The 22,811-nt window shown below is 72.1% G+C and carries 21 protein-coding genes; 16 read left to right on the top strand and 5 right to left on the bottom strand.

From position 1 onward, the window contains the following. Positions 1 to 168: 168 nt before the first annotated feature. The 5 genes from hutU to ACWD6P_RS30770 are packed head-to-tail and all read left to right on the top strand — an operon-like array spanning position 169 to position 7,050. Positions 169 to 1,839 (top strand): urocanate hydratase, encoded by a 1,671-nt coding sequence (hutU, locus tag ACWD6P_RS30790; RefSeq protein WP_451447450.1) that lies wholly within the window; start codon positions 169 to 171, stop codon positions 1,837 to 1,839. After that, positions 1,836 to 3,074, top strand: coding sequence for an allantoate amidohydrolase (locus tag ACWD6P_RS30785; protein WP_451447449.1), 1,239 nt, complete (start codon positions 1,836 to 1,838; stop codon positions 3,072 to 3,074). The genes hutU and ACWD6P_RS30785 overlap by 4 nt, the downstream gene beginning before the upstream one ends. Beyond that, positions 3,065 to 4,501 (top strand): formimidoylglutamate deiminase, encoded by a 1,437-nt coding sequence (locus tag ACWD6P_RS30780; RefSeq protein WP_451447448.1) that lies wholly within the window; start codon positions 3,065 to 3,067, stop codon positions 4,499 to 4,501. The genes ACWD6P_RS30785 and ACWD6P_RS30780 overlap by 10 nt, the downstream gene beginning before the upstream one ends. A gap of 17 nt (positions 4,502 to 4,518) precedes the next feature. Then, positions 4,519 to 5,700 carry an imidazolonepropionase gene (hutI, locus tag ACWD6P_RS30775; protein ID WP_451447447.1) on the top strand — a complete coding sequence of 394 codons (1,182 nt, stop codon included), beginning with the start codon at positions 4,519 to 4,521 and terminating at the stop codon, positions 5,698 to 5,700. 60 nt (positions 5,701 to 5,760) lie between these two features. Beyond that, a complete protein-coding gene (locus ACWD6P_RS30770) occupies positions 5,761 to 7,050 on the top strand; it encodes an SUKH-4 family immunity protein (RefSeq protein WP_451447446.1) in 1,290 nt (429 codons plus the stop codon). Between the two features lie 123 nt (positions 7,051 to 7,173). On the opposite strand, the gene ACWD6P_RS30765 is transcribed toward ACWD6P_RS30770, so the two are convergent. After that, positions 7,174 to 8,112, bottom strand: coding sequence for an RNA polymerase sigma factor SigF (locus ACWD6P_RS30765; RefSeq protein ID WP_451447466.1), 939 nt, complete (start codon positions 8,110 to 8,112; stop codon positions 7,174 to 7,176). Between the two features lie 262 nt (positions 8,113 to 8,374). Here ACWD6P_RS30765 and ACWD6P_RS30760 point away from each other — a divergent pair, with 262 nt between their 5' ends. The 6 genes from ACWD6P_RS30760 to ACWD6P_RS30735 all read left to right on the top strand — a co-directional run bounded on the left by ACWD6P_RS30760 (position 8,375) and on the right by ACWD6P_RS30735 (position 14,064). Then, positions 8,375 to 8,743, top strand: coding sequence for an STAS domain-containing protein (locus ACWD6P_RS30760; protein ID WP_451447445.1), 369 nt, complete (start codon positions 8,375 to 8,377; stop codon positions 8,741 to 8,743). A gap of 172 nt (positions 8,744 to 8,915) precedes the next feature. Continuing rightward, positions 8,916 to 9,419 (top strand): ATP-binding protein, encoded by a 504-nt coding sequence (locus tag ACWD6P_RS30755; RefSeq protein ID WP_451447444.1) that lies wholly within the window; start codon positions 8,916 to 8,918, stop codon positions 9,417 to 9,419. 264 nt (positions 9,420 to 9,683) lie between these two features. Beyond that, a complete protein-coding gene (locus ACWD6P_RS30750) occupies positions 9,684 to 10,382 on the top strand; it encodes an LPXTG cell wall anchor domain-containing protein (protein WP_451447443.1) in 699 nt (232 codons plus the stop codon). Between the two features lie 78 nt (positions 10,383 to 10,460). Continuing rightward, positions 10,461 to 11,432, top strand: a complete 972-nt coding sequence (locus tag ACWD6P_RS30745) for a COG1470 family protein (RefSeq protein ID WP_451447442.1) — start codon at positions 10,461 to 10,463, stop codon at positions 11,430 to 11,432. Between the two features lie 116 nt (positions 11,433 to 11,548). Beyond that, the gene (locus ACWD6P_RS30740) at positions 11,549 to 12,604 is read left to right on the top strand and encodes a hypothetical protein (protein ID WP_451447465.1); all 1,056 of its coding nucleotides are present in this window, start codon (positions 11,549 to 11,551) and stop codon (positions 12,602 to 12,604) included. After that, positions 12,604 to 14,064 carry a hypothetical protein gene (locus ACWD6P_RS30735; RefSeq protein WP_451447441.1) on the top strand — a complete coding sequence of 487 codons (1,461 nt, stop codon included), beginning with the start codon at positions 12,604 to 12,606 and terminating at the stop codon, positions 14,062 to 14,064. The genes ACWD6P_RS30740 and ACWD6P_RS30735 overlap by 1 nt, the downstream gene beginning before the upstream one ends. Positions 14,065 to 14,166: 102 nt before the next feature. Here ACWD6P_RS30735 and ACWD6P_RS30730 read toward each other — a convergent pair whose 3' ends face one another. Next, positions 14,167 to 15,696 carry a peptide MFS transporter gene (locus tag ACWD6P_RS30730; protein ID WP_451447440.1) on the bottom strand — a complete coding sequence of 510 codons (1,530 nt, stop codon included), beginning with the start codon at positions 15,694 to 15,696 and terminating at the stop codon, positions 14,167 to 14,169. A 520-nt stretch (positions 15,697 to 16,216) separates the two neighbouring features. Between ACWD6P_RS30730 and ACWD6P_RS30725 the strand changes: the two genes are divergently transcribed. Both ACWD6P_RS30725 and ACWD6P_RS30720 read left to right on the top strand, forming a co-directional pair. Continuing rightward, positions 16,217 to 16,897 carry a response regulator transcription factor gene (locus ACWD6P_RS30725; protein WP_451447439.1) on the top strand — a complete coding sequence of 227 codons (681 nt, stop codon included), beginning with the start codon at positions 16,217 to 16,219 and terminating at the stop codon, positions 16,895 to 16,897. Between the two features lie 6 nt (positions 16,898 to 16,903). Then, positions 16,904 to 18,157 (top strand): ATP-binding protein, encoded by a 1,254-nt coding sequence (locus ACWD6P_RS30720; protein ID WP_451447438.1) that lies wholly within the window; start codon positions 16,904 to 16,906, stop codon positions 18,155 to 18,157. Between the two features lie 22 nt (positions 18,158 to 18,179). Here ACWD6P_RS30720 and ACWD6P_RS30715 read toward each other — a convergent pair whose 3' ends face one another. Together ACWD6P_RS30715 and ACWD6P_RS30710 are read right to left on the bottom strand one after the other, a co-directional pair. Further along, positions 18,180 to 18,689 carry a GtrA family protein gene (locus tag ACWD6P_RS30715; protein ID WP_451447437.1) on the bottom strand — a complete coding sequence of 170 codons (510 nt, stop codon included), beginning with the start codon at positions 18,687 to 18,689 and terminating at the stop codon, positions 18,180 to 18,182. 133 nt (positions 18,690 to 18,822) lie between these two features. Beyond that, entirely contained in the window at positions 18,823 to 19,248 is a 426-nt protein-coding gene (locus ACWD6P_RS30710; protein ID WP_451447436.1) for a protease inhibitor I42 family protein, read from the bottom strand. Between the two features lie 185 nt (positions 19,249 to 19,433). Between ACWD6P_RS30710 and ACWD6P_RS30705 the strand changes: the two genes are divergently transcribed. Genes ACWD6P_RS30705 through ACWD6P_RS30695 form a run of 3 tightly spaced genes read left to right on the top strand, consistent with a single transcriptional unit; the run spans position 19,434 to position 22,293 of the window. Further along, the gene (locus ACWD6P_RS30705; RefSeq protein ID WP_451447464.1) at positions 19,434 to 20,552 is read left to right on the top strand and encodes a 5-(carboxyamino)imidazole ribonucleotide synthase; all 1,119 of its coding nucleotides are present in this window, start codon (positions 19,434 to 19,436) and stop codon (positions 20,550 to 20,552) included. Continuing rightward, positions 20,549 to 21,088 (top strand): 5-(carboxyamino)imidazole ribonucleotide mutase, encoded by a 540-nt coding sequence (gene purE, locus ACWD6P_RS30700; protein WP_451447435.1) that lies wholly within the window; start codon positions 20,549 to 20,551, stop codon positions 21,086 to 21,088. Before ACWD6P_RS30705 ends, purE begins: the two co-directional genes overlap by 4 nt. Beyond that, the gene (locus tag ACWD6P_RS30695) at positions 21,085 to 22,293 is read left to right on the top strand and encodes a dipeptidase (RefSeq protein ID WP_451447434.1); all 1,209 of its coding nucleotides are present in this window, start codon (positions 21,085 to 21,087) and stop codon (positions 22,291 to 22,293) included. Before purE ends, ACWD6P_RS30695 begins: the two co-directional genes overlap by 4 nt. On the opposite strand, the gene ACWD6P_RS30690 is transcribed toward ACWD6P_RS30695, so the two are convergent. Then, positions 22,286 to 22,666, bottom strand: a complete 381-nt coding sequence (locus ACWD6P_RS30690) for a VOC family protein (protein WP_451447433.1) — start codon at positions 22,664 to 22,666, stop codon at positions 22,286 to 22,288. The two genes, ACWD6P_RS30695 and ACWD6P_RS30690, sit on opposite strands and share 8 nt — an antisense overlap. Positions 22,667 to 22,811: the final 145 nt, after the last annotated feature.

The following is a 22,811-nucleotide window of genomic DNA, read 5'->3' as shown; positions in this document are numbered from 1 at the left end:
CCGGCGGGCAAGTCGAATTTTCGGTGACGGGCCGACCGGCCTCCGCGGGGCGCTGGCCGGTTCGCGACGCCCCCGGCGACAGGTTCGCCGCGCCCTGTTGACTAGCGCTATTCAGTGAATCCATGATGTGAATAGCTCAATCCATTCGACGTCAGGGAGGCACGGCCCATGTCGGGACCGCGACCCGTGCGGGCACCGCGCGGTACGGAGCTGAGTGCTCGGGGATGGCAGCAGGAAGCCGCGCTGCGCATGCTGCAGAACAACCTCGATCCGGAGGTGGCCGAACACCCGGACCAGCTCGTCGTCTACGGCGGCACGGGCAAGGCCGCCCGTGACTGGCGCTCCTTCGACGCCATGGTGCGCACCCTGACCACGCTCAAGCAGGACGAGACGATGCTCGTCCAGTCCGGCAAGCCGGTCGGCGTGATGCAGACGCACGAATGGGCGCCGCGCGTCCTGATCGCCAACTCCAACCTCGTCGGAGACTGGGCCAACTGGGAGGAGTTCCGCCGCCTGGAGGCCCTCGGCCTGACCATGTACGGCCAGATGACGGCCGGCTCGTGGATCTACATCGGGACGCAGGGGATCCTGCAGGGGACGTACGAGACCTTCGCGGCCGTCGCCGCGAAGAAGTTCGGCGGCACGCTGGCCGGGACGATCACGCTCACGGCCGGGCTCGGCGGCATGGGCGGCGCCCAGCCGCTCGCCGTCACGATGAACGACGGCGTCGCGATCTGCATCGACTGCGACCCGCGCGCCATCGAGCGCCGGATCGAGCACCGCTACCTGGACGTGCGGGCGGACAGCCTCCAGCACGCGCTCCAGCTCGCCGTCGAGGCCCGCGACCAGCGCAAACCGCTCTCCATCGGGCTGCTCGGCAACGCCGCGGAGCTGCTGCCGCAGATGCTCGCCGAAGGCGCGCCGATCGACATCGTCACCGACCAGACCAGCGCCCACGACCCGCTGGCCTACCTGCCGGTCGGTGTCGACTTCGCGGACATGGCCGACTACGCCGCCAAGGACCCGGCCGGCTTCACCACCCGCGCCCGCGAGTCCATGGCCAGGCACGTCGAGGCGATGGTCGGCTTCATGGACGCCGGCGCCGAGGTCTTCGACTACGGCAACTCGATCCGCGGTGAGGCCCAGCTCGCGGGCTACCAGCGGGCCTTCGCCTTCCCCGGGTTCGTACCCGCCTACATCCGGCCGCTGTTCGCCGAGGGGAAGGGGCCGTTCCGCTGGGCGGCGCTGTCCGGCGACGCCCGGGACATCGCGGCCACCGACAAGGCGATCCTCGACCTCTTCCCGGAAAACGAGTCGCTGGCCCGCTGGATCAAGATGGCCGGGGAACGCGTCCACTTCCAGGGCCTGCCCGCGCGGATCTGCTGGCTCGGCTACGGCGAGCGGGACAAGGCCGGCGAGCGGTTCAACGAGATGGTCGCCGACGGCACGCTGCAGGCGCCGCTGGCCATCGGCCGGGACCACCTCGACTGCGGCTCCGTCGCCTCGCCGTACCGCGAGACCGAGGCCATGAAGGACGGCTCGGACGCGATCGCCGACTGGCCGCTGCTCAACGCCATGGTCAATGTCGCCTCCGGCGCCTCGTGGGTCTCGCTGCACCACGGCGGCGGCGTCGGCATGGGCCGCTCCATCCACGCCGGACAGGTCACCGTCGCCGACGGAACGCCGCTGGCCGGCGAGAAGATCCGCCGGGTGCTGACCAACGACCCGGGCATGGGCGTCATCCGGCACGTCGACGCGGGCTACGAGCGCGCCGACGAGGTGGCCGCCGAACGCGGTGTCCGCATCCCGATGCGCGAGGGCGAAGGCGAGGGCGCGTGACCGCCTCGTTCCACGAGATGTGGCAGGAGTTGCGGCCCCTCGGCCGCGACTCCGCCTCCGGTGGCTACCGCCGCTACGCCTGGACCGGCGCCGACACCGACTGCCGGGCGTGGTTCGAGGACCAGGCCAAGGCCCGCGGGCTCGCCTACGAACTGGACCGCAACGGCAACCAGTGGGCCTGGCTCGGCGCCACCGGCTACCAGGACGTGGCCCCCGGCGACGCCGTCGTCACCGGCTCCCACCTGGACTCCGTACCTGACGGCGGTGCCTTCGACGGCCCCCTGGGCGTCGTCTCCTCCTTCGCCGCGCTCGACGAACTGCGCCGCAGGGGAGCGGAGTTCGGCAAACCGCTGGCGATCGTCAACTTCGGCGACGAGGAAGGCGCCCGCTTCGGGCTGGCCTGCGTCGGCTCCCGGCTCGCCGCCGGCGCGCTGACCGCCGAGGCCGCGCACCGGCTGTGCGACGGCGACGGCATCACCCTGCCGCAGGCCATGGAGCGCGCCGGATACGACCCCGACGCCATCGGCCCGGACCCCGAACGGCTCGCCAGGATCGGCGCGTTCGTCGAACTCCACGTCGAGCAGGGCCGCGCACTTGACCTGTCTGGCGACCCGGTGGGCATCGCCTCCGCCATCTGGCCGCACGGCCGCTGGCGGTTCGACTTCCACGGCGAGGCCAACCACGCCGGCACCACCCGCCTCGACGACCGCCGCGACCCGATGCTCAGCTACGCCGCGACCGTGCTCGCCGCCCGCGAGCAGGCCCGGCTGGCCGGCGCCCTGGCCACCTTCGGGAAGATCAGCGTGGAGCCGAACGGCGTCAACGCCATCCCCTCGCTCGTCCGCGGCTGGCTGGACTCCCGCGCCCCCGACCAGGACACCCTGGACACCGTCATCAGCGGGATCGAGCAGGCGGCTGCCGAGCGCGCCGCCCGCGACGGCGTGGACCTGACCGTCGTCCGCGAATCCTTCACCCCCGTCGTGGAGTTCCAGCACGCCCTGCGGGACGAGCTGGGCGCGATCCTCGGCAGGACACAGGGACGCACCGTGCCCGTCCTGGGCACCGGGGCCGGCCACGATGCCGGTATTTTGTCCGGAACCGTCCCCACGGCCATGCTGTTCGTACGCAACCCCACCGGCGTCTCGCACTCACCCGCCGAAGCGGCGGAGGAGGACGACTGCGTCGCCGGGGTCACCGCACTCGCCGACGTACTGGAGGGGCTGGCGTGCCACTGACGCCGCGGACCGCACCGACGCAGACAGCACCCACGACGTACTGGCTCGAACACGCCTGGCTCGGCACGCATGTCGAGCCGGGCGTGACCGTGGACGTCGCGGACGGACGGATCACCGCCGTCGGCAAGGGGGCCGGCACCCCGCCGCCCGGTGCGGTGGTGTTGCGCGGCTTCACGATTCCTGGCATGGCCAATACGCACAGCCATGCCTTCCACCGCGCGCTGCGCGGTACCGTCCAGGTCGGCGCGGGGACCGGATCACCTCCGCCTGCGCGGAGCCAAGTGGCGGTGGAAGGCATGGGGCGTGCACCGGATTCATTCTGGACCTGGCGCGAAGTCATGTACGGCGTTGCCGACAGAATCACCCCCGAGAGTTACTTCCAACTCGCCCGCGCCGTCTACGCCGAGATGGCGCTGGCCGGCGTCACCTGCGTCGGCGAGTTCCACTACCTCCACCACGCCCCCGGCGGGGCCCGCTACGACGACCCCAACGCGATGGGCGAGGCGCTGATCGCGGCCGCCGCCGACGCCGGTATCCGCATCACCCTGCTCGACACCGCCTACCTCTCGGCGGGCTTCGGGGCGCCGCCCAACCCGCACCAGCTGCGCTTCTCCGACGGCACCGCCGACCGCTGGGCACAGCGCGCCGACGCGCTCAAGGACGGCCGCGAGCACGCCCGCATCGGCGCCGCCATCCACTCCGTACGGGCCGTCCCCGCCGAGCAGTTGAGCACCGTCGCCGAATGGGCCCGCGAGCGCCGCGCCCCCCTGCACGTCCACCTCTCCGAGCAGACCGCCGAGAACGACGCCTGCCAGGAGGCCCACGGCCGTACCCCCACCCAGCTGCTGTCCGACCACGGCGCGCTGGGCCGCCGCACCACCGCCGTGCACGCCACCCACCTCACCGGCGACGACATCGGGCTGCTCGGCGGCTCCGGCACCGGTGTGTGCATGTGCCCCACCACCGAACGCGACCTCGCCGACGGCATCGGCCCGGCCGCCCAGCTCCAGGGACGCGGCAGCCCGCTGTCGCTCGGCAGCGACAGCCACGCCGTCATCGACCTGCTCGAAGAGGCCCGCGCCATGGAGCTCGACGAGCGGCTGCGCACCCGCACCCGCGGGCACTGGACGGCCGCGGCCCTGCTGCGCGCCGCCACCGCCGACGGCCATGCCGCCCTGGGCTGGGACGACGCCGGCGCCATCGAGACCGGTGCGCTCGCCGACCTCACCACGATCGCGCTGGACTCCGTACGCACCGCCGGACCACTGCCCCGGCTGGCCGCCGAGACGGCCGTATTCGCCGCCTCCGCGGCGGATGTGCGACACACCATCGTCGGCGGACGGCAGATCGTCCGCGACGGTGTGCACACTCTTGTCCCCGACGTGCCCACAGCCCTCGCAGAGTCCATCGCCGCGGTACGCGGCTGAAGGAGAACACCCCCGCGATGACGACGACCTCCGCGCCGACCACCGCCATCACCCACATCGCCCAGCTCGTCACCAACGACCCCTCCCTCGGTGAAGGCCCCCTCGGTCTGATCCAGGACGCGGCGGTCGTCATCGACGGCGACCGCATCGCCTGGGTCGGTACGTCCAGCAAAGCACCCGCCACTGACAACGCCGTCGACGCCGGCGGCCGGGCCGGCATCCCCGGCTTCGTCGACTCCCACTCGCACCTCGTCTTCGCCGGCGACCGCACCGAGGAGTTCAACGCCCGGATGTCCGGGCGCCCGTACTCCGCCGGCGGCATCCGCACGACCGTGGCCGCCACCCGCGCCGCCACCGACGAGGCGCTGCACGCCAACGTCGCCCGCTACCTAGCCGAGGGGCTCCGCCAGGGCACCACCACCCAGGAGACCAAGTCCGGTTACGGCCTCACCGTTGAGGACGAGGCCCGCGCGCTGCGCATCGCCGCCGAGCACACCGACGAGGTCACCTTCCTCGGCGCGCACATCGTCTCCCCCGACTACGCCGACGACCCGGCCGGCTACGTCGACCTCGTCACCGGCCCGATGCTGGACGCCTGCGCCCCGCACGCCCGCTGGATCGACGTCTTCTGCGAGAAGGGCGCCTTCGACGGCGACCAGGCCCGCGCCGTCCTGACCGCGGGCAAGGCCCGGGGCCTTGCGCCACGGGTGCACGCCAACCAGCTCGGCCACGGCCCCGGCGTCCAGCTCGCCGTCGAACTCGGCGCCGCCTCCGCCGACCACTGCACCCACCTCACCGCCGCCGACATCGACGCGCTCGCCCAGTCCGACACCGTCGCCACGCTCCTCCCGGGCGCCGAGTTCTCCACCCGCGCCCAGTGGCCCGACGCCCGCCCGCTGCTGGACGCCGGCGCCACCGTCGCCCTGTCCACCGACTGCAACCCCGGCTCGTCCTTCACCAGTTCCATGCCGTTCTGCATCGCGCTGGCCGTCCGCGACATGGGGATGACGCCCGACGAGGCCGTCTGGTCGGCCACCGCGGGCGGGGCCCGCGCCCTGCGCCGTACGGACGTCGGCCGGATCACCCCCGGCGCCCGCGCCGACCTGGCCCTCCTGGACGCGCCCTCGCACGTCCACCTCGCCTACCGGCCGGGCGTCCCGCTCGTATCCGCCGTGTGGCACAAGGGAGTTCTCGTCTGACGGCCCCTGCCGCCGCCGGCCCGGCCGGCGGCTGTCAGACCCTGCTGTCACGATGAGTCCATGAGCAACGGGGTGACGACAGAGCCGGCCGGGCCGGCCGACGGCGTGCTGGACGACCCGGCGCGGCTGCTGGCCGCCGAACGGGCGGAGGTACGGGCGTACATCGACGCGTCCGACGGGCTGCGCAGCGTCGGACGCGAGGTCTTCCAGCAGGCCGAGGCGGTGTTCGGCGGCGCGGAGGTGCCGCGCGCCGAGTTCGCGTCATGGCTGCACTTCGCGGCCAGGGCGCTGGGCCACGAGGCGTACGCCGAGCGGATCGCGGCCGCCGAGCCGGGCATGCCCTGGCGGACGGTGTGGGCCTGGTGGCGGCCGGTGGGCAAGTACGTCGCGCACCCGAACCTGACGTACCTGAACACCCTCGGGCTGCAGACCCACAACGGCCGTGAGCTGCTGCGCGTCCGGGCGGCCTGGGAGGACACCTGGCTCGATCTGCAGACCGGGGCGCAGGTCCCGGGCCCGCCCGAGGAAGCCGTCGTCGACCTGCGCTCCCCAAACGAGGCGAAGGACGCGCGGCCGCGCCTGTACGACTGGGAGCTGTGCGCGCCGGAGGCCTGGGCAGGGGCCAGGGCGCTCGTCGGCGAGGACGGCCATACGCGCCATCTGGTGTCCGACACCTGCGGCCTCGCCCTCCTGGAAACCGACCCCGCGGTGCTCGCCAGCTGGCCGCGCGGCGGGATGGACCACGAGTCGGCGGAGGAGGGCACGCCCGGCCGGATACCGTCCTTCCCCGCGCCCACCGGCCCGCTCACCGCCGAGCGGCTGGACGAGGCCTTCGCCCCCGTGGCCGTGGTCCGCGTCCCCGAGCACGAGCTGCCGGCCGCCCTCGAACACCCGGCGAGCCGGGCCCATCTGCGCGACATCGGGCTTCCGTCGTGGTGGGCGTGCGCCTGGACCACCTTCGAGCCGTGCCCGGCGGGGAAGATGACGCCGCCGGACGAGGACGCGGCGGCGCTCCCGGAGGGTCTCGCGGCCACCGACCTGCTCACCCTCGGCTCCAGCGAGCACGGTGAGCTGTATCTGCACCGCCGCGAGGGCAGCGTCCACATCGTCGAGGACGGCGATGAGCTGATCCGCCTCTCCCCGGACCTGGACCACTTCACCCGTGTCCTGGAGGGCGTACGCCGCTATATGGACGCCTGCTGGCACGGGCCGGAGGAGACCCCGCACGACGACTTCCTGGCGGAGATGGACGCGCTCGCGCCGGGCACGGTCGACCCCTCCGGCCCCAGCGGAAGGGTGTGGCAGTACTTCGTCGCAGGCATCACGGAGCTGAACGAGGACGGCTTCTGAGCCCTCCTCAGGGGCGCATCAGAAAAGGGCCCGTCCCGGGAACCCCCGGGGCAGGCCCTCCTCCGAGCGGGCCCCGACGGGACATGAGGAACCGTCAGGGACCGCGGGCGATCGTGCCATCGCTCACTCCTCGATCATCAGCCCCTTGCGGAGCCGGACGAGGGTGCGCGAGAGCAGACGGGAGACATGCATCTGGGAGATGCCCAGCTCCTCGCCGATTTCGGACTGCGTCATATTGGCGACGAAGCGCAGCGAGAGGATCTTCCGGTCGCGCGGCGGGAGTTCGGCGATCAGCGGCTTGAGGGACTCGACGTACTCGATGCCCTCCAGGCCGTGGTCCTCGTAGCCGATGCGGTCCGCGAGCGCGCCCTCGCTGTCGTCCTCCTCGGGCTGGGCGTCCAGCGAGCTCGCGGTGTAGGCGTTGCTCGCGGCCATCCCCTCGACGACCTCGTCATTGGTGATGCCGAGGCGTTCGGCGAGTTCGTGCACCGTGGGGGCGCGGTCGAGCTTCTGCGCCAGTTCGTCGCCGGCCTTGGCCAGGTCCAGGCGCAGTTCCTGCAGACGCCTCGGGACACGCACCGACCAGCTGGTGTCGCGGAAGAAGCGCTTGATCTCGCCGACGATGGTCGGCATTGCGAACGTCGGGAACTCGACGCCACGGCTGATTTCGAAGCGGTCGATCGCCTTGATCAGGCCGATCGTGCCGACCTGGACGATGTCCTCCATGGGCTCGCTGCGGGAGCGGAAGCGGGAGGCCGCGAACTTCACCAGGGCGAGGTTGAGTTCGACCAGGGTGTTGCGGACGTACGCGAATTCGTGGGTGCCTTCCTCAAGCGATTCGAGACGCTCGAAGAGGGTCTTGGACAGAGCCCTCGCGTCCACCGGACCCACCTCGTCGAACGGCGGGATCTCGGGCAGGCCGTCGATCTCAGGCATTCCTGCCGGATCCGATTCGGCAGGGAGTGACTGGGAAGGGATGTGCCCGGTCGGGTCGGACAGGGGTGTCGACGATGCGGGCTGCCGGTTGTCGTCGGTGCGCAATTCGTCGAGCCGGGGTGACATGGTCTCCTCCATCGTTCTCGGCATATGGCTGCCGATGCCTCTACGTGAAGCTGCGGTGTGCGGCGCCTCCAAAGCCGGCCGTTTCGAATGTGTCCTTCTACGCCTACCTGGCTTTGCATGAAGATGGCAAGTGCGTGTTGTCCGTATATTGGGCAATATGCGGATTGTTTGGCTACCGACGTGCGTCAGGAAGGCGTAGGGTTCGACGAGCGCAGTCGTCAGCAATCAGTGGTCGTCGAGACAGCAAAAGGGGTGCGCGCGCATGGACCGCGGGACGGTCGGCAGTGCAAGCCGGGGGCGGCTTCACGTCGAGATCCGCCATCACGGCGCCAGCGCGGTCGTGACGGTGACGGGTGAGCTTGATCACCACACCGCGGATCTGTTGCGTGAGTCACTGGAAGGCTGCGTGGACGACGGCTATGCACGCCTGGTGGTGGACTGCTCACGCCTTGAGTTCATGGACTCCACCGGCCTCAATGTGCTGCTCGGTGCGCGCCTGAGGGCGGAGGCCGAAGGGGGCGGGGTCCACTTGGCGGAGATGCAGCCCGTGGTCGCCCGGGTTTTCGAGATCACCGGCGCGGAGGCGGTTTTCACGGTGCACGACTCTCTTGATGCGGCCCTGGCCGACTGACATGGCATCGATGCCCGGAACGATGCAATCCGGGCACGTAGTACGTGTCACAACTTCCGTACCCAAGAAGTGGGTGTTCTCACGGTCCGGTCGGGCAGGAGACACCTGAATCCGTTGCAATCAGTCAGTATCTGTTCTCCGTGAATAGGCGAATCGGTGAGGTGAAGCGCTGATGAGCACCACCCGGCCGTACCCGCCGGGCGATCTCGGCCCGGAGTCGGGCGGCGCCGGTGCTTCCGCCGCCGTTCCGGCCACCGCCATGCCGGCGGGCCAGATCCGCCGGCTGCGCCTGGCGGGCACCCGAGGCGCGGTGGCGCGGGCCCGTGACTTCGCCCGGCAGGCCCTCAATGACTGGGGCTGGCTGCCGGCCGCCAACGCCGATCAGCGCGCCGCGGCCGAGGATGTGCTGCTCGTCGTCTCGGAGTTGGTCACCAACGCCTGCCTGCATGCCGAAGGGCCCGAGGAGCTGCGGCTGCGCTGCACGGCCAAGGTGCTGCGCCTGGAGGTCAGCGACCTCGGCGCGGGCTCGCCGGCACCACGCAGCCCGCACCGTCCGGGCCGCCCCGGTGGTCACGGCATGTTCATCGTGCAGCGGCTGTGCCTGGACTGGGGTGTGGTGCGCAACACCGACGGCGCCGGCAAGACCGTCTGGGCGGAGCTCGCCGCGCCGTCCTGACGGGCGCAGCAGGCAGAGACAGGCAGAGAAGAGACGAGCGCGGGCCCCCGGCGGGCCCGCGCTGTGTCGTCTACGCCCCCTGCCGTACGGCGGGTCCGCGGCCGGCGTAGACGAGGCGGGTTTTCCCCGCCGCTCCCGGGCCGCAGGGATCGGGGCTGTGCAGTGCCTTCCCTCGGCAAGGTCCCCGGCGTACCTTGAGCGGCCAATCTGATGTGCCGTCAGTAACGTCCGGCGGTGCGCCCTCCGGGAGAAGGGGAACGGAACGTGGCCCGCTTCTGCGAACAGCACGGCAGGTGTCCGCGCCGGGCGGCCGGAGTCGCCACTGCCGTGGCGATGGCGGCGGGGTCCGCGGTGATGCTCACCGCGCCGGCCGCCCACGCCGAGGTCGTCGACGTCAACTACCAGTGCAGGACACCGATCGGAAACAAGGGCGCGGTCTCGCCCATCGACATCAGGAGCACCCCCAGCGGCGGAGCGTACAAGCTGGTGATGTCCTTCGAGAAGGGCGTCTCCTCCAGCCCCGTGGAGCTGGGCAAGGGTGCGATGAAGCCGAGCGCGCTGATCAAGCTGGGCGGCGCGGAGAGCGGCACGGTGCCGGTCGCCGGGCCGCCGAACGACAAGGCGATACCGGCCAACACCCCCATCAAGATCAGCGACTTGAGCGGTACCTACACGCCCAAGGGCAGCGGCAAGGTCACCTTCACCGCCTCCACGCTCACCATCAAGGCGCTGGGCACCACCACCACCTGCACCCCCAGCAACAACCCCGGGCCCTCGCTGACCCTCGACGCCAAGGGGTCCGGCGGCAGCGGGGGTGCGGCCGCCGGCGGCTCCTCCGGAGGGCGGCTGCCGCAGACCGGACCCGCGGACTCCGCACTCGCGCTGGGCACCCTCGGCGGCACGGTGCTGCTGGCCGGCGCGGCCGGCACGCTCTGGCTGACCCGCCGCCGGCAGCGGGTGTGACCCGTCTCCCGCCCGCCGCACGTTCCCCCATTGCCTGAACGGCATGGGAGGTACCCCCATGACCACCAGGAGCCGCCGATGCCGTTTTGCTGCCGCACAGCGGTCAGCGGTGCGATCCTCGCGACCGCCGCCGTGCTGCTGTGCCCCGCCCAGGCCGGGGCCGGGCCGGCCGCCGCACCCGCCGGGCCGGGCTGGTCCGCCGCGCCCGCGCCCGGTGACGGCGCCGAACCGAGCCCGCAGGACCGCCCGTACTTCTATCTGGAGGGTGCGCCGGGCACCGTGCTGAAAGACCGGCTCTCCCTCGGCAACCCCACCGGCCGGGCGGTGACCTTACGGCTGCGCGGCTCTGGTACCGGCTCGTGGATCGCGCTCGCCGTACGGGAGGTGCGGATCCCGCCGCGCACCCGCGCGACCGTCCCGTTCACGGTGACCGTGCCGCACGACGCGGTCCCCGGCGACCGCCCGGGCGCGCTGGTCGCCACCGGCGCGGGACGGCGGGGCGGACGGGCCGCCGTACCGGTCCATCTGCGGGTGACCGGGCCGGCGCTGTCCGCGCTGACCGTCGAGCACATGGCGGTGCGCGGGCGGGGCAGCGCGGCCGTCATCCGGTACACGCTGGTCAACCGCGGCAACACGGCGCTCACCCCGCGGCTGTCGGTGCGCGCCGACGGGGTGGCCGGGCCCGTGCTGCGGCGCGCCGCCCGCACCCTGCCGGTCACCCTGCGGCCGGGCCAGAGCCTCGATCTGACGGAGAAATGGGCGGATCCGCCCGGTCTGGACGTGGTGGACGTACGGCTCACCGTGACGGCCGAGGGCGGTGCGCACGGGTCCGCGACGGCCTCGTACGCGGCGGTTCCGTGGGGCGCCGTCGCCGGGGCGGCGCTCGCAGTGGCGGCGGCGGGCGGCGCGGTGGCCGTACGGCGGCGTGCCCGGGGCGCGGCCCGGCCGCCGGATGAGCGGTGCGCGGCCGCCGAGGACCGGGCGTCCGGCGGCGAAGGGGCCGATGCGGCAGGGGAATTGGCGGGCACGGGGTCAGGAGCGCGGTCGTGAACGGGGAGACGGGCAGGTCAGCGGCGGGTGGCGGAGCCGGCGCCGGGGCGTACCGGAGGACGGGCGCAGGTCCGCGGCGCCGGGCGTCCGGGGTCCGGGCGAGGGCCGCTACGGCCCTGCGAGTGGCGCTCTGCGCGGCGCTGGCGCTGGCCGTGCTGCCCGCCGCCCCCGCCGGTGCGCGCGCCCGCTCCGACGGCGAGCCCACCGTGCGGCTCTCCCAGAAGGAGGCCGGCAAGGGCGGCGGCATCACTGTGACCGGCCGCGGCTGGCGGCCCAAGGCGTTGCTCACGCTGCTGATCTGCGGGCAGAACATGATCGGCGGCACCAACGCCTGCGCCAACGGTGACGGACGGGCCGTCAGAACCGACGCACACGGCGCCTTCCGCAGGCGCCTCCCGGTCGCCGAGCCGCCCAAGCCCTGCCCCTGCGTGGTGCATGTGGCGACGGTGACGGGTGCGGCGGCCGCCGCGGATGCCGCGTTCAAGGTGGCGGGCCACCCGGTGGCGCCGCTGCCGAAGGAGGGCACCGGCGGCCGGCTGACGGTGCTCTCCCCGCCGCGACTGGCGGGCAGCAGCGGCCTGCTGACCTGGTTCGGCGCCCCGCCGCAGCGCGAACTGGCCGTCACGGTCGGCAATCTCGGCGCGGCGCCGGCCAAGGACCCGGTCTTCCAGGTCGGCACCTCGCACGGTGTCTTCGCACCCCAGTGGGAGGAGCAGCAGTGGCGGGGGACCCTCCCCGCAGGGAAGAAGGCCGAGGTCAGACTGCCGGTCGAGCTGGCGGCCGGCGCGCACGGGGACTACCTGGTCTCCCTCAAGTACGGCGGCAGGGTCCTGGTCGAGCAGCCCTGGGGGGTCGGCAGGCCCTGGGGCGTGACGCTCTTCTGGGTGCTGCTGTGCGTGGTCGTCCCGACGGCGGTGTTCCGCATCGGGATGGCGGTCGTGGACCGGGTACGCCCGCGCCGTACGCCACGCACCACCGGCGGCCGTACGGCCGGACGTCCGCCCGGCAGCCGCAGGGCAGTACGCACCACCGGCAGCCGCAGGGCACGCAGGACCGGCCGGAGCGCTGCCGCACCGGCCGGCGATGGGGCCCGGCTGCCGTGGTTCACCCCGGACACCGCACCGTCCACCACCACATCAACCGAACGACCGACGTCGAAAGGTTCTGCGTGATGAGGCAACGGAGGAGAGCCGCGGTGGCCTCGGCGGCCGCGCTGGTGCTCGCGGGGGCGGGCATCGTGGCCGCGGCCGGTACCGCCCAGGCGGCGGAGGTGTCGTACCGGACCAAGTGTCTGCCGCCGCCGATATCGGGGCTGCCGCCGATCGTGGGCACCACGAAGGTGGCGGTCAGCGCGCCCGCGACCGCGAAGGTCGGCGACGAGATCGAGGTGGTCTGGAAGACCGTCGAGGCCGCGTCGAAGAACCCCGACATCCTCGACCTGGCGGAGAACACCGTCCAGCCGACCGGCACGCTGACGGTCGCCGGGGCGCAGACCGGCGAACTGCAGATGCAGGGACCGCGGGAGAACCCGCCGATCCCCAAGGGCAGCCCGATGAAGCTGTCCGACATGAAGGGCAAGCTGAAGCTGACCAAGCCCGGTGAGCTCACGCTGACGCCCGGCTTCTACAACATCAACGTCAACAAGCCGATCTCCACGGACACCAAGTGCTCGCCCGTGGAAGCGGTGAAGCCCGCGGTCACCCTCACGGTGACCGACGGCGGCGGCGATTCCGGCGGCACGTCCTCCGGCGGCACGTCTTCCGGTGGCACGGCCTCCGGGGGCAGCTCCGACGGGGGCACGACGAGCGGCGGCACGACGAGCGGGGGCACCACCACCGGCGGCGCCGACGGCGGCACCAGCGCCGGAACCGACGGCGGCACCAGCGCGGGCACAACGGGAGGCTCCGGCGGCTCCGGCGGTTCGGGCGGCTCCGGCGGCGACCCCGACGGCACCGCGTACAAGGGCGAGGAAGTGAAGGTCCCCTACGCCTGCAAGACCCCCATCGGGGAGAAGAAGGCGACCTCGCCGGTGCAGATCAACGCCGTGAAGAAGGGCGGCGGCTACGACCTGACCGTGCAGTTCAAGAAGTCCGTCATGGACAGCCCGGCGGACATCCCCAAGGACTCGGTCAAGCCGTCGATGGACGTCAAGGTGGGCGGCGCGGACAAGGGATCGGTGAAGGTCGAGGGGCCGACGAACCCCGAGCCCATCAAGTCGGGCGACCCGATCGAGATCCCCGACCTGAAGGGCACCTACACACCGGGCGCCACCGGCAAGGCCACGCTGACCCCCGGCGTGCTCACCGTCAACGCCCTGGGAACGACCACCACCTGCACCCCGGAGAAGGACCCGGGCGTCTCGCTCACCCTGGACACCGCGGCGCAGCCGGGCGGCGCCTCCGGCGGGACGGCGGGCGGTTCGTCGGGCGGTGCGGAGGCGTCGGGCGGCGGCGCGGCGGGACCGGCCACCGTCTCGGGCGGCACTTCCACCGCGGGATCCGGCGGCGGCCTCGCCGACACCGGTGCGGGCGACCACGGCGCGCTGACCGCCCTCGGCCTCCTCGCCGGCACCCTCGTCCTGCTCGGCGGGGCGGGCTTCGCCTTCACCCCCTGGCGGCGGCTGCGCCGCTGACCTGCGATACGGCGAAGGGCCCGCCGCCACGACGAGGGCCCCGCCACACCATCCGGTGCGGCGGGGCCCCGCGTACGAGAACGCGTCAGCTGCGGACGCGGATCAGTGCACGTCTCCCATGAGCGCGATGATCTTCTTGCGGGACACATACACCGCGAGCCCGGCGAGCAGCGCGAGGGCGGCCTCGGTCGCCACCACCCCGGTACCGCTGAGGTCCGCGCCGGCGGTGGAGAGCAGCGAGGTGATGCAGTCACCGGCCGTGACGGCCAGGAACCAGACGCCGAGCATCTGGCTGGCGTACTTCTGCGGTGCCATCTTCGTGGTGAGCGACAGACCGACCGGGGAGAGGCAGAGCTCGCCCATCGTCTGGACCATGTAGATGGCGATCAGCCACGCCGGGCTGACCTTGCCGCCGTCCGAGGTCTGGCTCATCGCGTAGGCGAAGACGACGAACGAGAAGCCGATGAGGACCATCGCCATGGAGAACTTGACCGTGGTGCTCGGCTCGCGGTTGCGCCGGGCCAGCTTCAGCCACACCGAGGCGAAGACCGGGGCGAGGGCCATGACCCACAGCGGGTTGACCGACTGGAACCAGGAGGACGGGAAGGACATCCCGAAGACGGTGTCCGCGGTCTTCTTCTCCGCGAAGGTGGACATCGTCGAACCGGCCTGGTCGAAGATCATCCAGAACACGGCGGCGGCGACGAAGAACCAGATGTAGCCGCTGACCTTGGTCTGCTCCGCGGTCGTGAGCTCCTTGTCGCGCTTGATGCGCGCCAGCACGGTGACCGGGATGGCCAGGCCCAGGAGCGTCAGCGGGAGGACGATCCAGTTCATGGTGAAGCTGCCGGTGCCGACGACGACGCCGTAGAAGACCGCCGCGACGGCCAGCCAGGTCAGGCCCTTGCGCAGCAGGGCGCTGCGCTCCTCGGCCGCCAGCGGGGACGGCACCGTGCTGCTGATCGGCGACAGGTGCCGGCTGCCGATGAGGAAGAACGCCAGGCCGATGCCCATGCCGACGGCGGCCATCGCGAAGCCGAGGTGCCAGTTGACGTTCTGGCCGACCAGGCCGATGGCCAGCGGAGCGGCGAAGGCGCCCACGTTGACGCCCATGTAGAAGATCGTGAAGCCGCCGTCCCGGCGCGGGTCCTGCGGGCCGTCGTAGAGGTGGCCCACCATCGTGGAGATGTTGGACTTCAGCAGACCGGAGCCGATCGCGACCAGCGCGAGACCGGCGAAGAAGGTCGCCTGGCCCGGCATGGCCAGCACCAGGTGACCGGCCATGATCACGCCACCCGCGATGGCGACGGTCTTGCGCGGCCCCCAGATGCGGTCGCCGATCCAGCCGCCGGGCATGGCGAGCAGGTACACCATCGCCACGTAGACGGAGTAGATGGCCACCGCTTTGGCCTCGGGCATGGCGAGGCCGCCGCCCTGGCTTCCGGACTTCGCGTCGGGCCCGCCGGCGATCAAGTACAGGACGAGCAGGGCGCGCATGCCGTAATAGCTGAAGCGCTCCCACATCTCGGTCATGAAGAGGGGGGCCAGACCGCGAGGGTGGCCGAAGAAGGTCTTGCCGCCGTCTGCAGGGTTGACCTGCTGGGCCGCGTCCTTCGTCAGGCTGGACGCCATGGTGCTTCCTTGCTGCTCGGGACGCGTGCGGAGGCCGTTACGCGCCCGGTGGGGGATGACCGGCACCGGCACGGATCCGCCGGCCCCACGTCCCAAGGTCCCGGGCCCCTCGGCAATCGGCCGAGGACGCACCGGCAGAGCGGTCCGACACCGGGATCCACGCCCCCCGTGCTGCATTGCGCGGGCGGACCCGGTCGACAGGTCGTTCACTGTGCTCGGGACTGGTCGTGCCAGCCCCGCACACAACGAGGGACCGATGACGTCAGTGGCGTCACGGCCCCAGTGGTTGTGCGTTGGACGTTCCGGCCACCATACGTCCCGTTCACCCGCCGTTGGCGTTCCTGAGAGAACGCTCACACTGATGCAGGGAACCGCGTACGCCCCTGTGGGCGACCGCGCCCGCCCGTGCGCGCGGGGGCCGTTCGCGGCCCGCCGCGGCCCCGCGCGCAGGAACCGTCCGCCACCGGTCATCCGTGCTGGTCCGCCTCTCGGCGGCGATACATCGGACTACCATCGGGCCATGACCCGTGTACTGCTCGCCGAGGATGACGCGTCCATCTCGGAGCCGCTCGCCCGCGCACTGCGCCGCGAGGGTTACGAAGTCGAGGTGCGCGAGGACGGCCCGACGGCGCTCGACGCCGGTCTCCGGGGCAATATCGATCTCGTCGTCCTGGACCTGGGGCTGCCCGGTATGGACGGCCTGGAGGTCGCCCGCCGGCTGCGCAACGAAGGCCACTCCTTCCCCATCCTGGTGCTGACGGCCCGCGCCGACGAGGTGGACACCGTCGTCGGCCTGGACGCCGGCGCCGACGACTACGTCACCAAGCCGTTCCGGCTGGCCGAACTCCTCGCCCGCGTCCGGGCCCTGCTGCGCCGCGGCTCCACCGCCGAGCCCCAGCAGCCGCCCGCCACCCACGGCGTACGGATCGACGTCGAGTCGCACCGCGCCTGGATGGGCGAGGAGGAACTCCAGCTCACGGCGAAGGAGTTCGACCTGCTGCGGGTCCTGGTGCGGGACGCCGGCCGGGTCGTCACCCGCGACCAGCTGATGCGCGAGGTCTGGGACACCACGTGGTGGTCGTCGACGAAGACGCTCGACATGCACATCTCCTGGCTGCGCAAGAAGCTCGGGGACGACGCCGCCAACCCCCGCTATATCGCCACCGTCCGTGGCGTCGGCTTCCGCTTCGAAAAGAGCTAGGGGCCCGTGCGCCGTCGCCTGATCAACTCCACGCTCGCCGTGGTGCTCGTCGTGATCGCCGTCTTCGGCGTCTCGCTCGTCATCGTCGAGACCCGCACGATCCAGGCCGGTGCGCAGGAGAGCGTGGCGTCCGAGGCGGTCCGGCTCGTCGGGATCGTGGAGAGCCGGCTGGGCAGCGGCGAGAAGATCACCCCGGGCGTGCTCTCCGAGCAGATCACCGCGAAGCGGTACGCCGAGATCAAGGTGCCGGGAAAGCCGCCGATCGAGATCGGGCAGCGGCCTTCGGGCGAGGTCATCGAGTCGACGCAGCACGGGGACCGCGGGGAGTCCGTCACGGTCGAGGAGTCCCGTTCCACGGTCAGTTCGGAGATCGGGCGGACGCTGCTGGTCATCCTGGCCGTGGCGGTGCTGGCGATCCTCGCGGCCGTGGTGCTGGCCGTCCGCCAGGGCCGCCGGCTGACCGCGCCGCTCACCGACCTGGCCGAGACCGCCGAGCGCCTCGGCTCCGGCGACCCGCGCCCCCGCCACCGCCGCTACGGCGTCCAGGAGCTGGACCGGGTCGCCGATGTGCTGGACGCCAGCGCCGAGCGGATCGCCCGGATGCTGACCGCCGAACGGCGGCTGGCCGCGGACGCCTCCCATCAGCTGCGTACGCCGCTGACCGCGCTGTCGATGCGGCTGGAGGAGATCACCGCCACCGACGACCCGGAGACCGTGAAGGAAGAGGCCACCATCGCGCTGGCGCAGGTGGAGCGGCTGACCGACGTCGTCCAGCGGCTGCTGACCAACTCGCGCGATCCGCGCAGCGGCTCCGCGGTCGCCTTCGACCTGGACGAGGTGGTCAAGCAGCAGATCGAGGAGTGGCGGCCGGCCTACCGCAGCGCGGGGCGGGCCATCGTCCGCTCCGGCAAGAAGGGGCTGCGGGCCGTCGGCACGCCGGGCGCGGTCGCCCAGGTGCTGGCCACGCTGATCGAGAACTCGCTGATGCACGGCGACGGGACGGTCGCCCTGCGCACCCGCGTCACCGGCAACCAGGCGGTCGTCGAGGTCACCGACGCCGGGCCGGGGGTGCCGCCGGACCTGGGCTCGCGGGTCTTCGAGCGGACCGTCTCCGGCCGTAACTCCACGGGGCTGGGACTGGCCGTCGCCCGGGACCTGGCGGAGGCGGACGGCGGCCGGCTGGAGCTGCTCCAGCAGGACCCGCCGGTCTTCGCCCTGTTCCTGGCCCGCGACCGCGAGGCGGAGCCCGCCGACGGGTGAGGGGCCGGCCGCCCGGGCCGGGCTACTTCCGCGAGCCGCTGCGCGGCCGCGGCGAGCCGTCGGCGAGGAAGGACTCGGCGGTCTCTATCGCCTCCCGCGCGGGCAGCGTGCGGAAGACCCAGGTGCGGTAGGACCAGAAGCGGAAGAGCGTGGCGAGCCCGATGCCGAGGAACTTGAAGACGTTGTTCTCCAGCGGGCTGTCCCAGTGGAAGCCGTACGTCGCGGCGTAGAGCAGGCCGTTCTCGATGATCAGGCCGACCGCGCTGAACAGCAGGAAGAGGGTCAGTTCCCTGGTGCGGCCCTGCTTGTCGCGGTCGCGGTAGGTGAAGTAGCGGTAGCCGAGGTAGTTGGTGCCGGTCGCCACGACCGTCGCGATGATGCTGGCCCGGACGACGGGCACCTCGGTCAGCTGCCGGACGAGGTTGAACACCGCGAAGTTCACCACGACACCCGCACCGCCGACGGCACCGAACTTCACCAGCTCCCGAGTGAGCGCCTCCAGCCGGGACCGCAGTGCGCTCCGTTCACTCATGGTGGTCGTTCAGCTCCCCTTTGTGGGCGATGTCGCGGCCGTCAACCCTGGTCCGCGACCCTCATGCTAACCACGCCCGGATGGCGGTGCCCGCAGCCTGGCCAACCGGTGCCTAGGCTCCCGGCGCCCGCGGTCAGCCGACGGTGACACGGAAGTTGAGGGTGCGGGCGCCCGCCTCCTCGGCGCCGTCGGTGCAGCGCCGGCAGCGCAGCAGCCGCAGGTCCGTACGGCCCGGGCGGACCGCCTCGAAGTCCAGATAGCGGACCGGGTCCGTGCCGGACGGCGGGTCGTCGGAGGCCGTGCGTTCGCCGGCGGCCGCGAGGACGGCCGGATCGGGGCGGGGCGGGGCGAGGATCCAGCGGTAGCGGCCGGCCGGGTCGTCGGGGACCCGCACGCTGAAGCGGTCACCGGCCGGGACCGAGATCTCGGTGTCGCCCGCGTCATAGACCGTGGACGCGGACAGCTGGCTGAACACCGAGTGCAGGGCGATCACCAGCGCGGCGATCGCGACGAGCACCACCAGCGCCCTGCCGCCCCTCGGTAACCCACTGCTTTCCATCCGGCCTCCCCTTGGCCGGGCCCGAGCCCGGCACCGGTCGCACACCCGTGCCCGAGACTAATGGCCGGTGCCGGTCTCCAGGCGGCGATCTTCGAACGTGCGAATTCAGAGGATCATCCAAGCCGGGGTCGGGGCAGCGGTGCCGGACGGATACCCTGGGGGGCGTGACGTTCCCGGTAGTCGGCATGGTCGGCGGCGGTCAGCTCGCCCGTATGACCCACGAGGCGGGTATCCCCCTCGGCATCAAGTTCAAGCTCCTCAGTGACACTCCGCAGGATTCGGCGGCCCAGGTGGTCAGCGATGTCGTCATCGGCGACTACCGCGATCTGGACACGCTGCGGGCCTTCGCGCGCGGCTGCGATGTGATCACCTTCGATCACGAGCACGTTCCCACCGAGCATTTGCGGGCCCTGGAGGCCGACGGCATCCCCGTGCGGCCCGGTCCCGACGCGCTGGTGCACGCCCAGGACAAGGGGGTGATGCGCGCGAAGCTGGACGCGATCGGTGTGCCCTGCCCGCGCCACCGCATCGTCTCCGACCCGGCGGACGTCGAGCGCTTCGCCGCCGAGGGGGCGGGCTTCCCGGTGGTGCTCAAGACCGTCCGCGGCGGCTATGACGGCAAGGGCGTATGGGTCGTACGTTCCTCCAAGGAGGCCGAGGAACCCTTCCGCGCCGGGGTGCCCGTCCTTGCGGAGGAGAAGGTCGACTTTGTCCGCGAACTGGCCGCGAACATCGTCCGCTCACCGCACGGCCAGGCCGTCGCCTACCCGGTAGTGGAGTCCGTCCAGGTCGACGGCGTCTGCGACACCGTCATCGCGCCGGCGCCCGGTCTCGACCCCGAGCTGGCCGGTCAGGCGCAGGAGCTGGCGCTGCGGATCGGCAAGGAGCTGGGGGTCGTCGGCCATCTGGCGGTCGAGCTCTTCGAGGCCGCCGACGGCCGCATCCTGGTCAACGAGCTCGCCATGCGCCCGCACAACTCCGGCCACTGGACCCAGGACGGAGCGATCACCTCGCAGTTCGCCAACCACGTCCGTGCCGTGCTCGACCTCCCGCTCGGCGATCCGCGCCCGCGCGCCCGCTGGACGGTCATGGCCAACGTCCTCGGCGGCGACTACCCCGACATGTACTCCGCGTATCTGCATTGCATGGCCCGGGACCCGCAGCTGAAGATCCATATGTACGGCAAGGACGTCAAGCCCGGCCGTAAGGTCGGACACGTCAACACCTACGGCGACGACCTGGCGGATGTGCGCGAGCGCGCCGCGCACGCCGCCGGCTACCTGCGAGGAACAATCACCGAATGACTTCAGCCGCGAACCCCGTGATCGGCATCGTCATGGGCTCCGACTCCGACTGGCCCGTCATGGAGGCCGCCGCCCAGGCTCTCGCCGAGTTCGAGATCCCCTACGAGGTCGACGTCGTCTCGGCGCACCGCATGCCGCGCGAGATGATCGCGTACGGCGAGGACGCCGCCGACCGCGGCCTGAAGGCGATCATCGCCGGTGCCGGGGGAGCCGCCCACCTCCCCGGCATGCTCGCCTCCGTCACCCCGCTGCCGGTCATCGGCGTCCCCGTCCCGCTGAAGTACCTCGACGGGATGGACTCGCTGCTGTCCATCGTGCAGATGCCGGCCGGTGTGCCGGTCGCCACGGTCTCGGTCGGCGGGGCCCGCAACGCCGGACTCCTCGCCGCCCGGATCCTCGCCGCCCACGACCCCGATCTCCTCGCCCGGATGCGCGACTTCCAGCAGGAGCTGAACGAGCAGGCCACCGAGAAGGGCAAGCGGCTGCGCAACAAGGTCGCCACCCCGGGCGGCTTCGGCTTCGGCGGTGCCAAGTGAGCCCCTACGAGACCGCTGCCCGGGACCTGCTCGCCCGCTGGCCCGTCGTCGACGGCCACAACGACCTGCCCTGGGCGCTGCGCGAACAGGTCCGCTACGACCTCGACCGGCGCGACATCGCCGTCGACCAGTCCGCGCATCTGCACACCGACCTGCCGCGGCTGCGGGCCGGCGGCGTCGGCGCGCAGTTCTGGTCGGTGTACGTACGCGCCGAATACGCGGGCGACACGGCGGTCAGCGCCACCCTCGAACAGATCGACGCGGTACGGCAGTTGATCGACCGCTACCCCGACGACCTGCGGCTGGCGCACACCGCCGACGACATGGAGGCGGCCCGCGCCGAGGGCCGGATCGCCTCGCTGATGGGCGCCGAGGGCGGCCACTCCATCAACAATTCGCTGGCCACCCTGCGCACGCTCCACCGCCTCGGGGTGCGCTATATGACGCTCACCCACAACAACACCATCGACTGGGCGGACTCCGCCACCGACGAGCCGCGCCACCAGGGCCTGAGCGCCTTCGGCGAGGAGGTCGTCCGGGAGATGAACCGCTGCGGGATGCTGGTCGACCTCTCGCACGTCTCGGCCGACACCATGCGCGACGCGCTGCGGACCAGCACCGCGCCGGTGATCTTCTCGCACTCCTCGGCGCGCGCCGTCTGCGACCACCCGCGCAACGTCCCCGACGACGTACTCGGCCAGCTGCCGGCCAACGGCGGTGTCGCGATGGTCACCTTCGTCCCCAAGTTCGTGCTGCCCGAGGCCGTCGAGTGGACGCAGCGCGCCGACGAGAACATGCGCGTGCACGGGGGGCTGCACCACCTCGACACCACCGAGGCGGGCATGGCGGTCCAGCGGGCCTTCGAGGCCGACAACCCGCGGCCCAAGGCCACCGCGGCCACCGTCGCCGACCACCTCGACCACATGCGTGAGGTCGCCGGCGTCGACCACATCGGCATCGGCGGCGACTTCGACGGCACCGCCTTCACCCCCGACGACCTCGCCGACGTCGCCGGCTATCCGAACCTCATCGCCGAACTGCTGGACCGCAACTGGTCCCAGGCCGACCTCGCCAAGCTCACCTGGCAGAACGCGGTCCGGGTGCTCCGCGCCGCGGAGGACGTGGCCCGCGCCGAGCAGCGCCGGCGGGGGCCGTCGCACGCGACGATCGAGCAGCTGGACGGCCCGGCGCCGGCGGCTACTTGAGGCAGAGACAGAAGGGGTGCCCGGCGGGGTCGAGGTAGACCCGGAAGTTGCGCACCCCTTCGTCGTGCTGGACGAGCGTGGCGCCCAGCGCGACGACCCTGCGCTCCGCCTCGTCGATCCGCGCACTCGGTACGTCGAAGTCGAGGTGCACCTGCTGCGGTACGTCCTGGCCGGGCCACTGCGGCGGCCGGTAGTCCGCCACCTGCTGGAACGCGAGGACGCGGCCGTCCGGCCCGGCGACCTCGACCCAGTCGTCCTCGTCCTCGTCCGTGTCCTCGCTCACCTGCCAGCCGAGCATCTCGGCGTAGAAACCGGCGAGCGCATGGGGGTCTGGGCAGTCCAGTGCGACGACTCCGAGCGTGATCAGCGTCATGGGGCCACCTTGCCACGCTTCCGCGGCGGTTGGCTTGGCTTCCCACGTTGTCGGCTTTCCCGCCGTGGGGGTTTGTCGCCGTTGCCCTTCCGCTGCGCTTTGCCTGGGGCGACGTTTTCGGGTTTCTCGCCGTTGCGCCTGCGGC

It is taken from the genome of Streptomyces sp. NPDC002446, from assembly GCF_053595675.1.
The sequence above is the reverse complement of the archived record's forward strand: the minus strand, read 5'-3'. Positions and strand labels throughout refer to the sequence as shown.

Coding starts and splice junctions, on each gene's coding strand:
- purE (WP_451447435.1), top strand. CDS start 20,549: ATGACTTCAGCCGCGAACCCCGTGATCGGCATCGTCATGGGCTCCGAC.
- ACWD6P_RS30715 (WP_451447437.1), bottom strand. CDS start 18,689: ATGAGTGAACGGAGCGCACTGCGGTCCCGGCTGGAGGCGCTCACTCGG.
- ACWD6P_RS30725 (WP_451447439.1), top strand. CDS start 16,217: ATGACCCGTGTACTGCTCGCCGAGGATGACGCGTCCATCTCGGAGCCG.
- ACWD6P_RS30770 (WP_451447446.1), top strand. CDS start 5,761: ATGAGCAACGGGGTGACGACAGAGCCGGCCGGGCCGGCCGACGGCGTG.
- ACWD6P_RS30690 (WP_451447433.1), bottom strand. CDS start 22,666: ATGACGCTGATCACGCTCGGAGTCGTCGCACTGGACTGCCCAGACCCC.
- hutI (WP_451447447.1), top strand. CDS start 4,519: ATGACGACGACCTCCGCGCCGACCACCGCCATCACCCACATCGCCCAG.
- ACWD6P_RS30705 (WP_451447464.1), top strand. CDS start 19,434: ATGGTCGGCGGCGGTCAGCTCGCCCGTATGACCCACGAGGCGGGTATC.
- ACWD6P_RS30710 (WP_451447436.1), bottom strand. CDS start 19,248: ATGGAAAGCAGTGGGTTACCGAGGGGCGGCAGGGCGCTGGTGGTGCTC.
- ACWD6P_RS30760 (WP_451447445.1), top strand. CDS start 8,375: ATGGACCGCGGGACGGTCGGCAGTGCAAGCCGGGGGCGGCTTCACGTC.
- ACWD6P_RS30745 (WP_451447442.1), top strand. CDS start 10,461: ATGCCGTTTTGCTGCCGCACAGCGGTCAGCGGTGCGATCCTCGCGACC.
- hutU (WP_451447450.1), top strand. CDS start 169: ATGTCGGGACCGCGACCCGTGCGGGCACCGCGCGGTACGGAGCTGAGT.
- ACWD6P_RS30730 (WP_451447440.1), bottom strand. CDS start 15,696: ATGGCGTCCAGCCTGACGAAGGACGCGGCCCAGCAGGTCAACCCTGCA.
- ACWD6P_RS30755 (WP_451447444.1), top strand. CDS start 8,916: ATGAGCACCACCCGGCCGTACCCGCCGGGCGATCTCGGCCCGGAGTCG.
- ACWD6P_RS30765 (WP_451447466.1), bottom strand. CDS start 8,112: ATGTCACCCCGGCTCGACGAATTGCGCACCGACGACAACCGGCAGCCC.
- ACWD6P_RS30735 (WP_451447441.1), top strand. CDS start 12,604: ATGAGGCAACGGAGGAGAGCCGCGGTGGCCTCGGCGGCCGCGCTGGTG.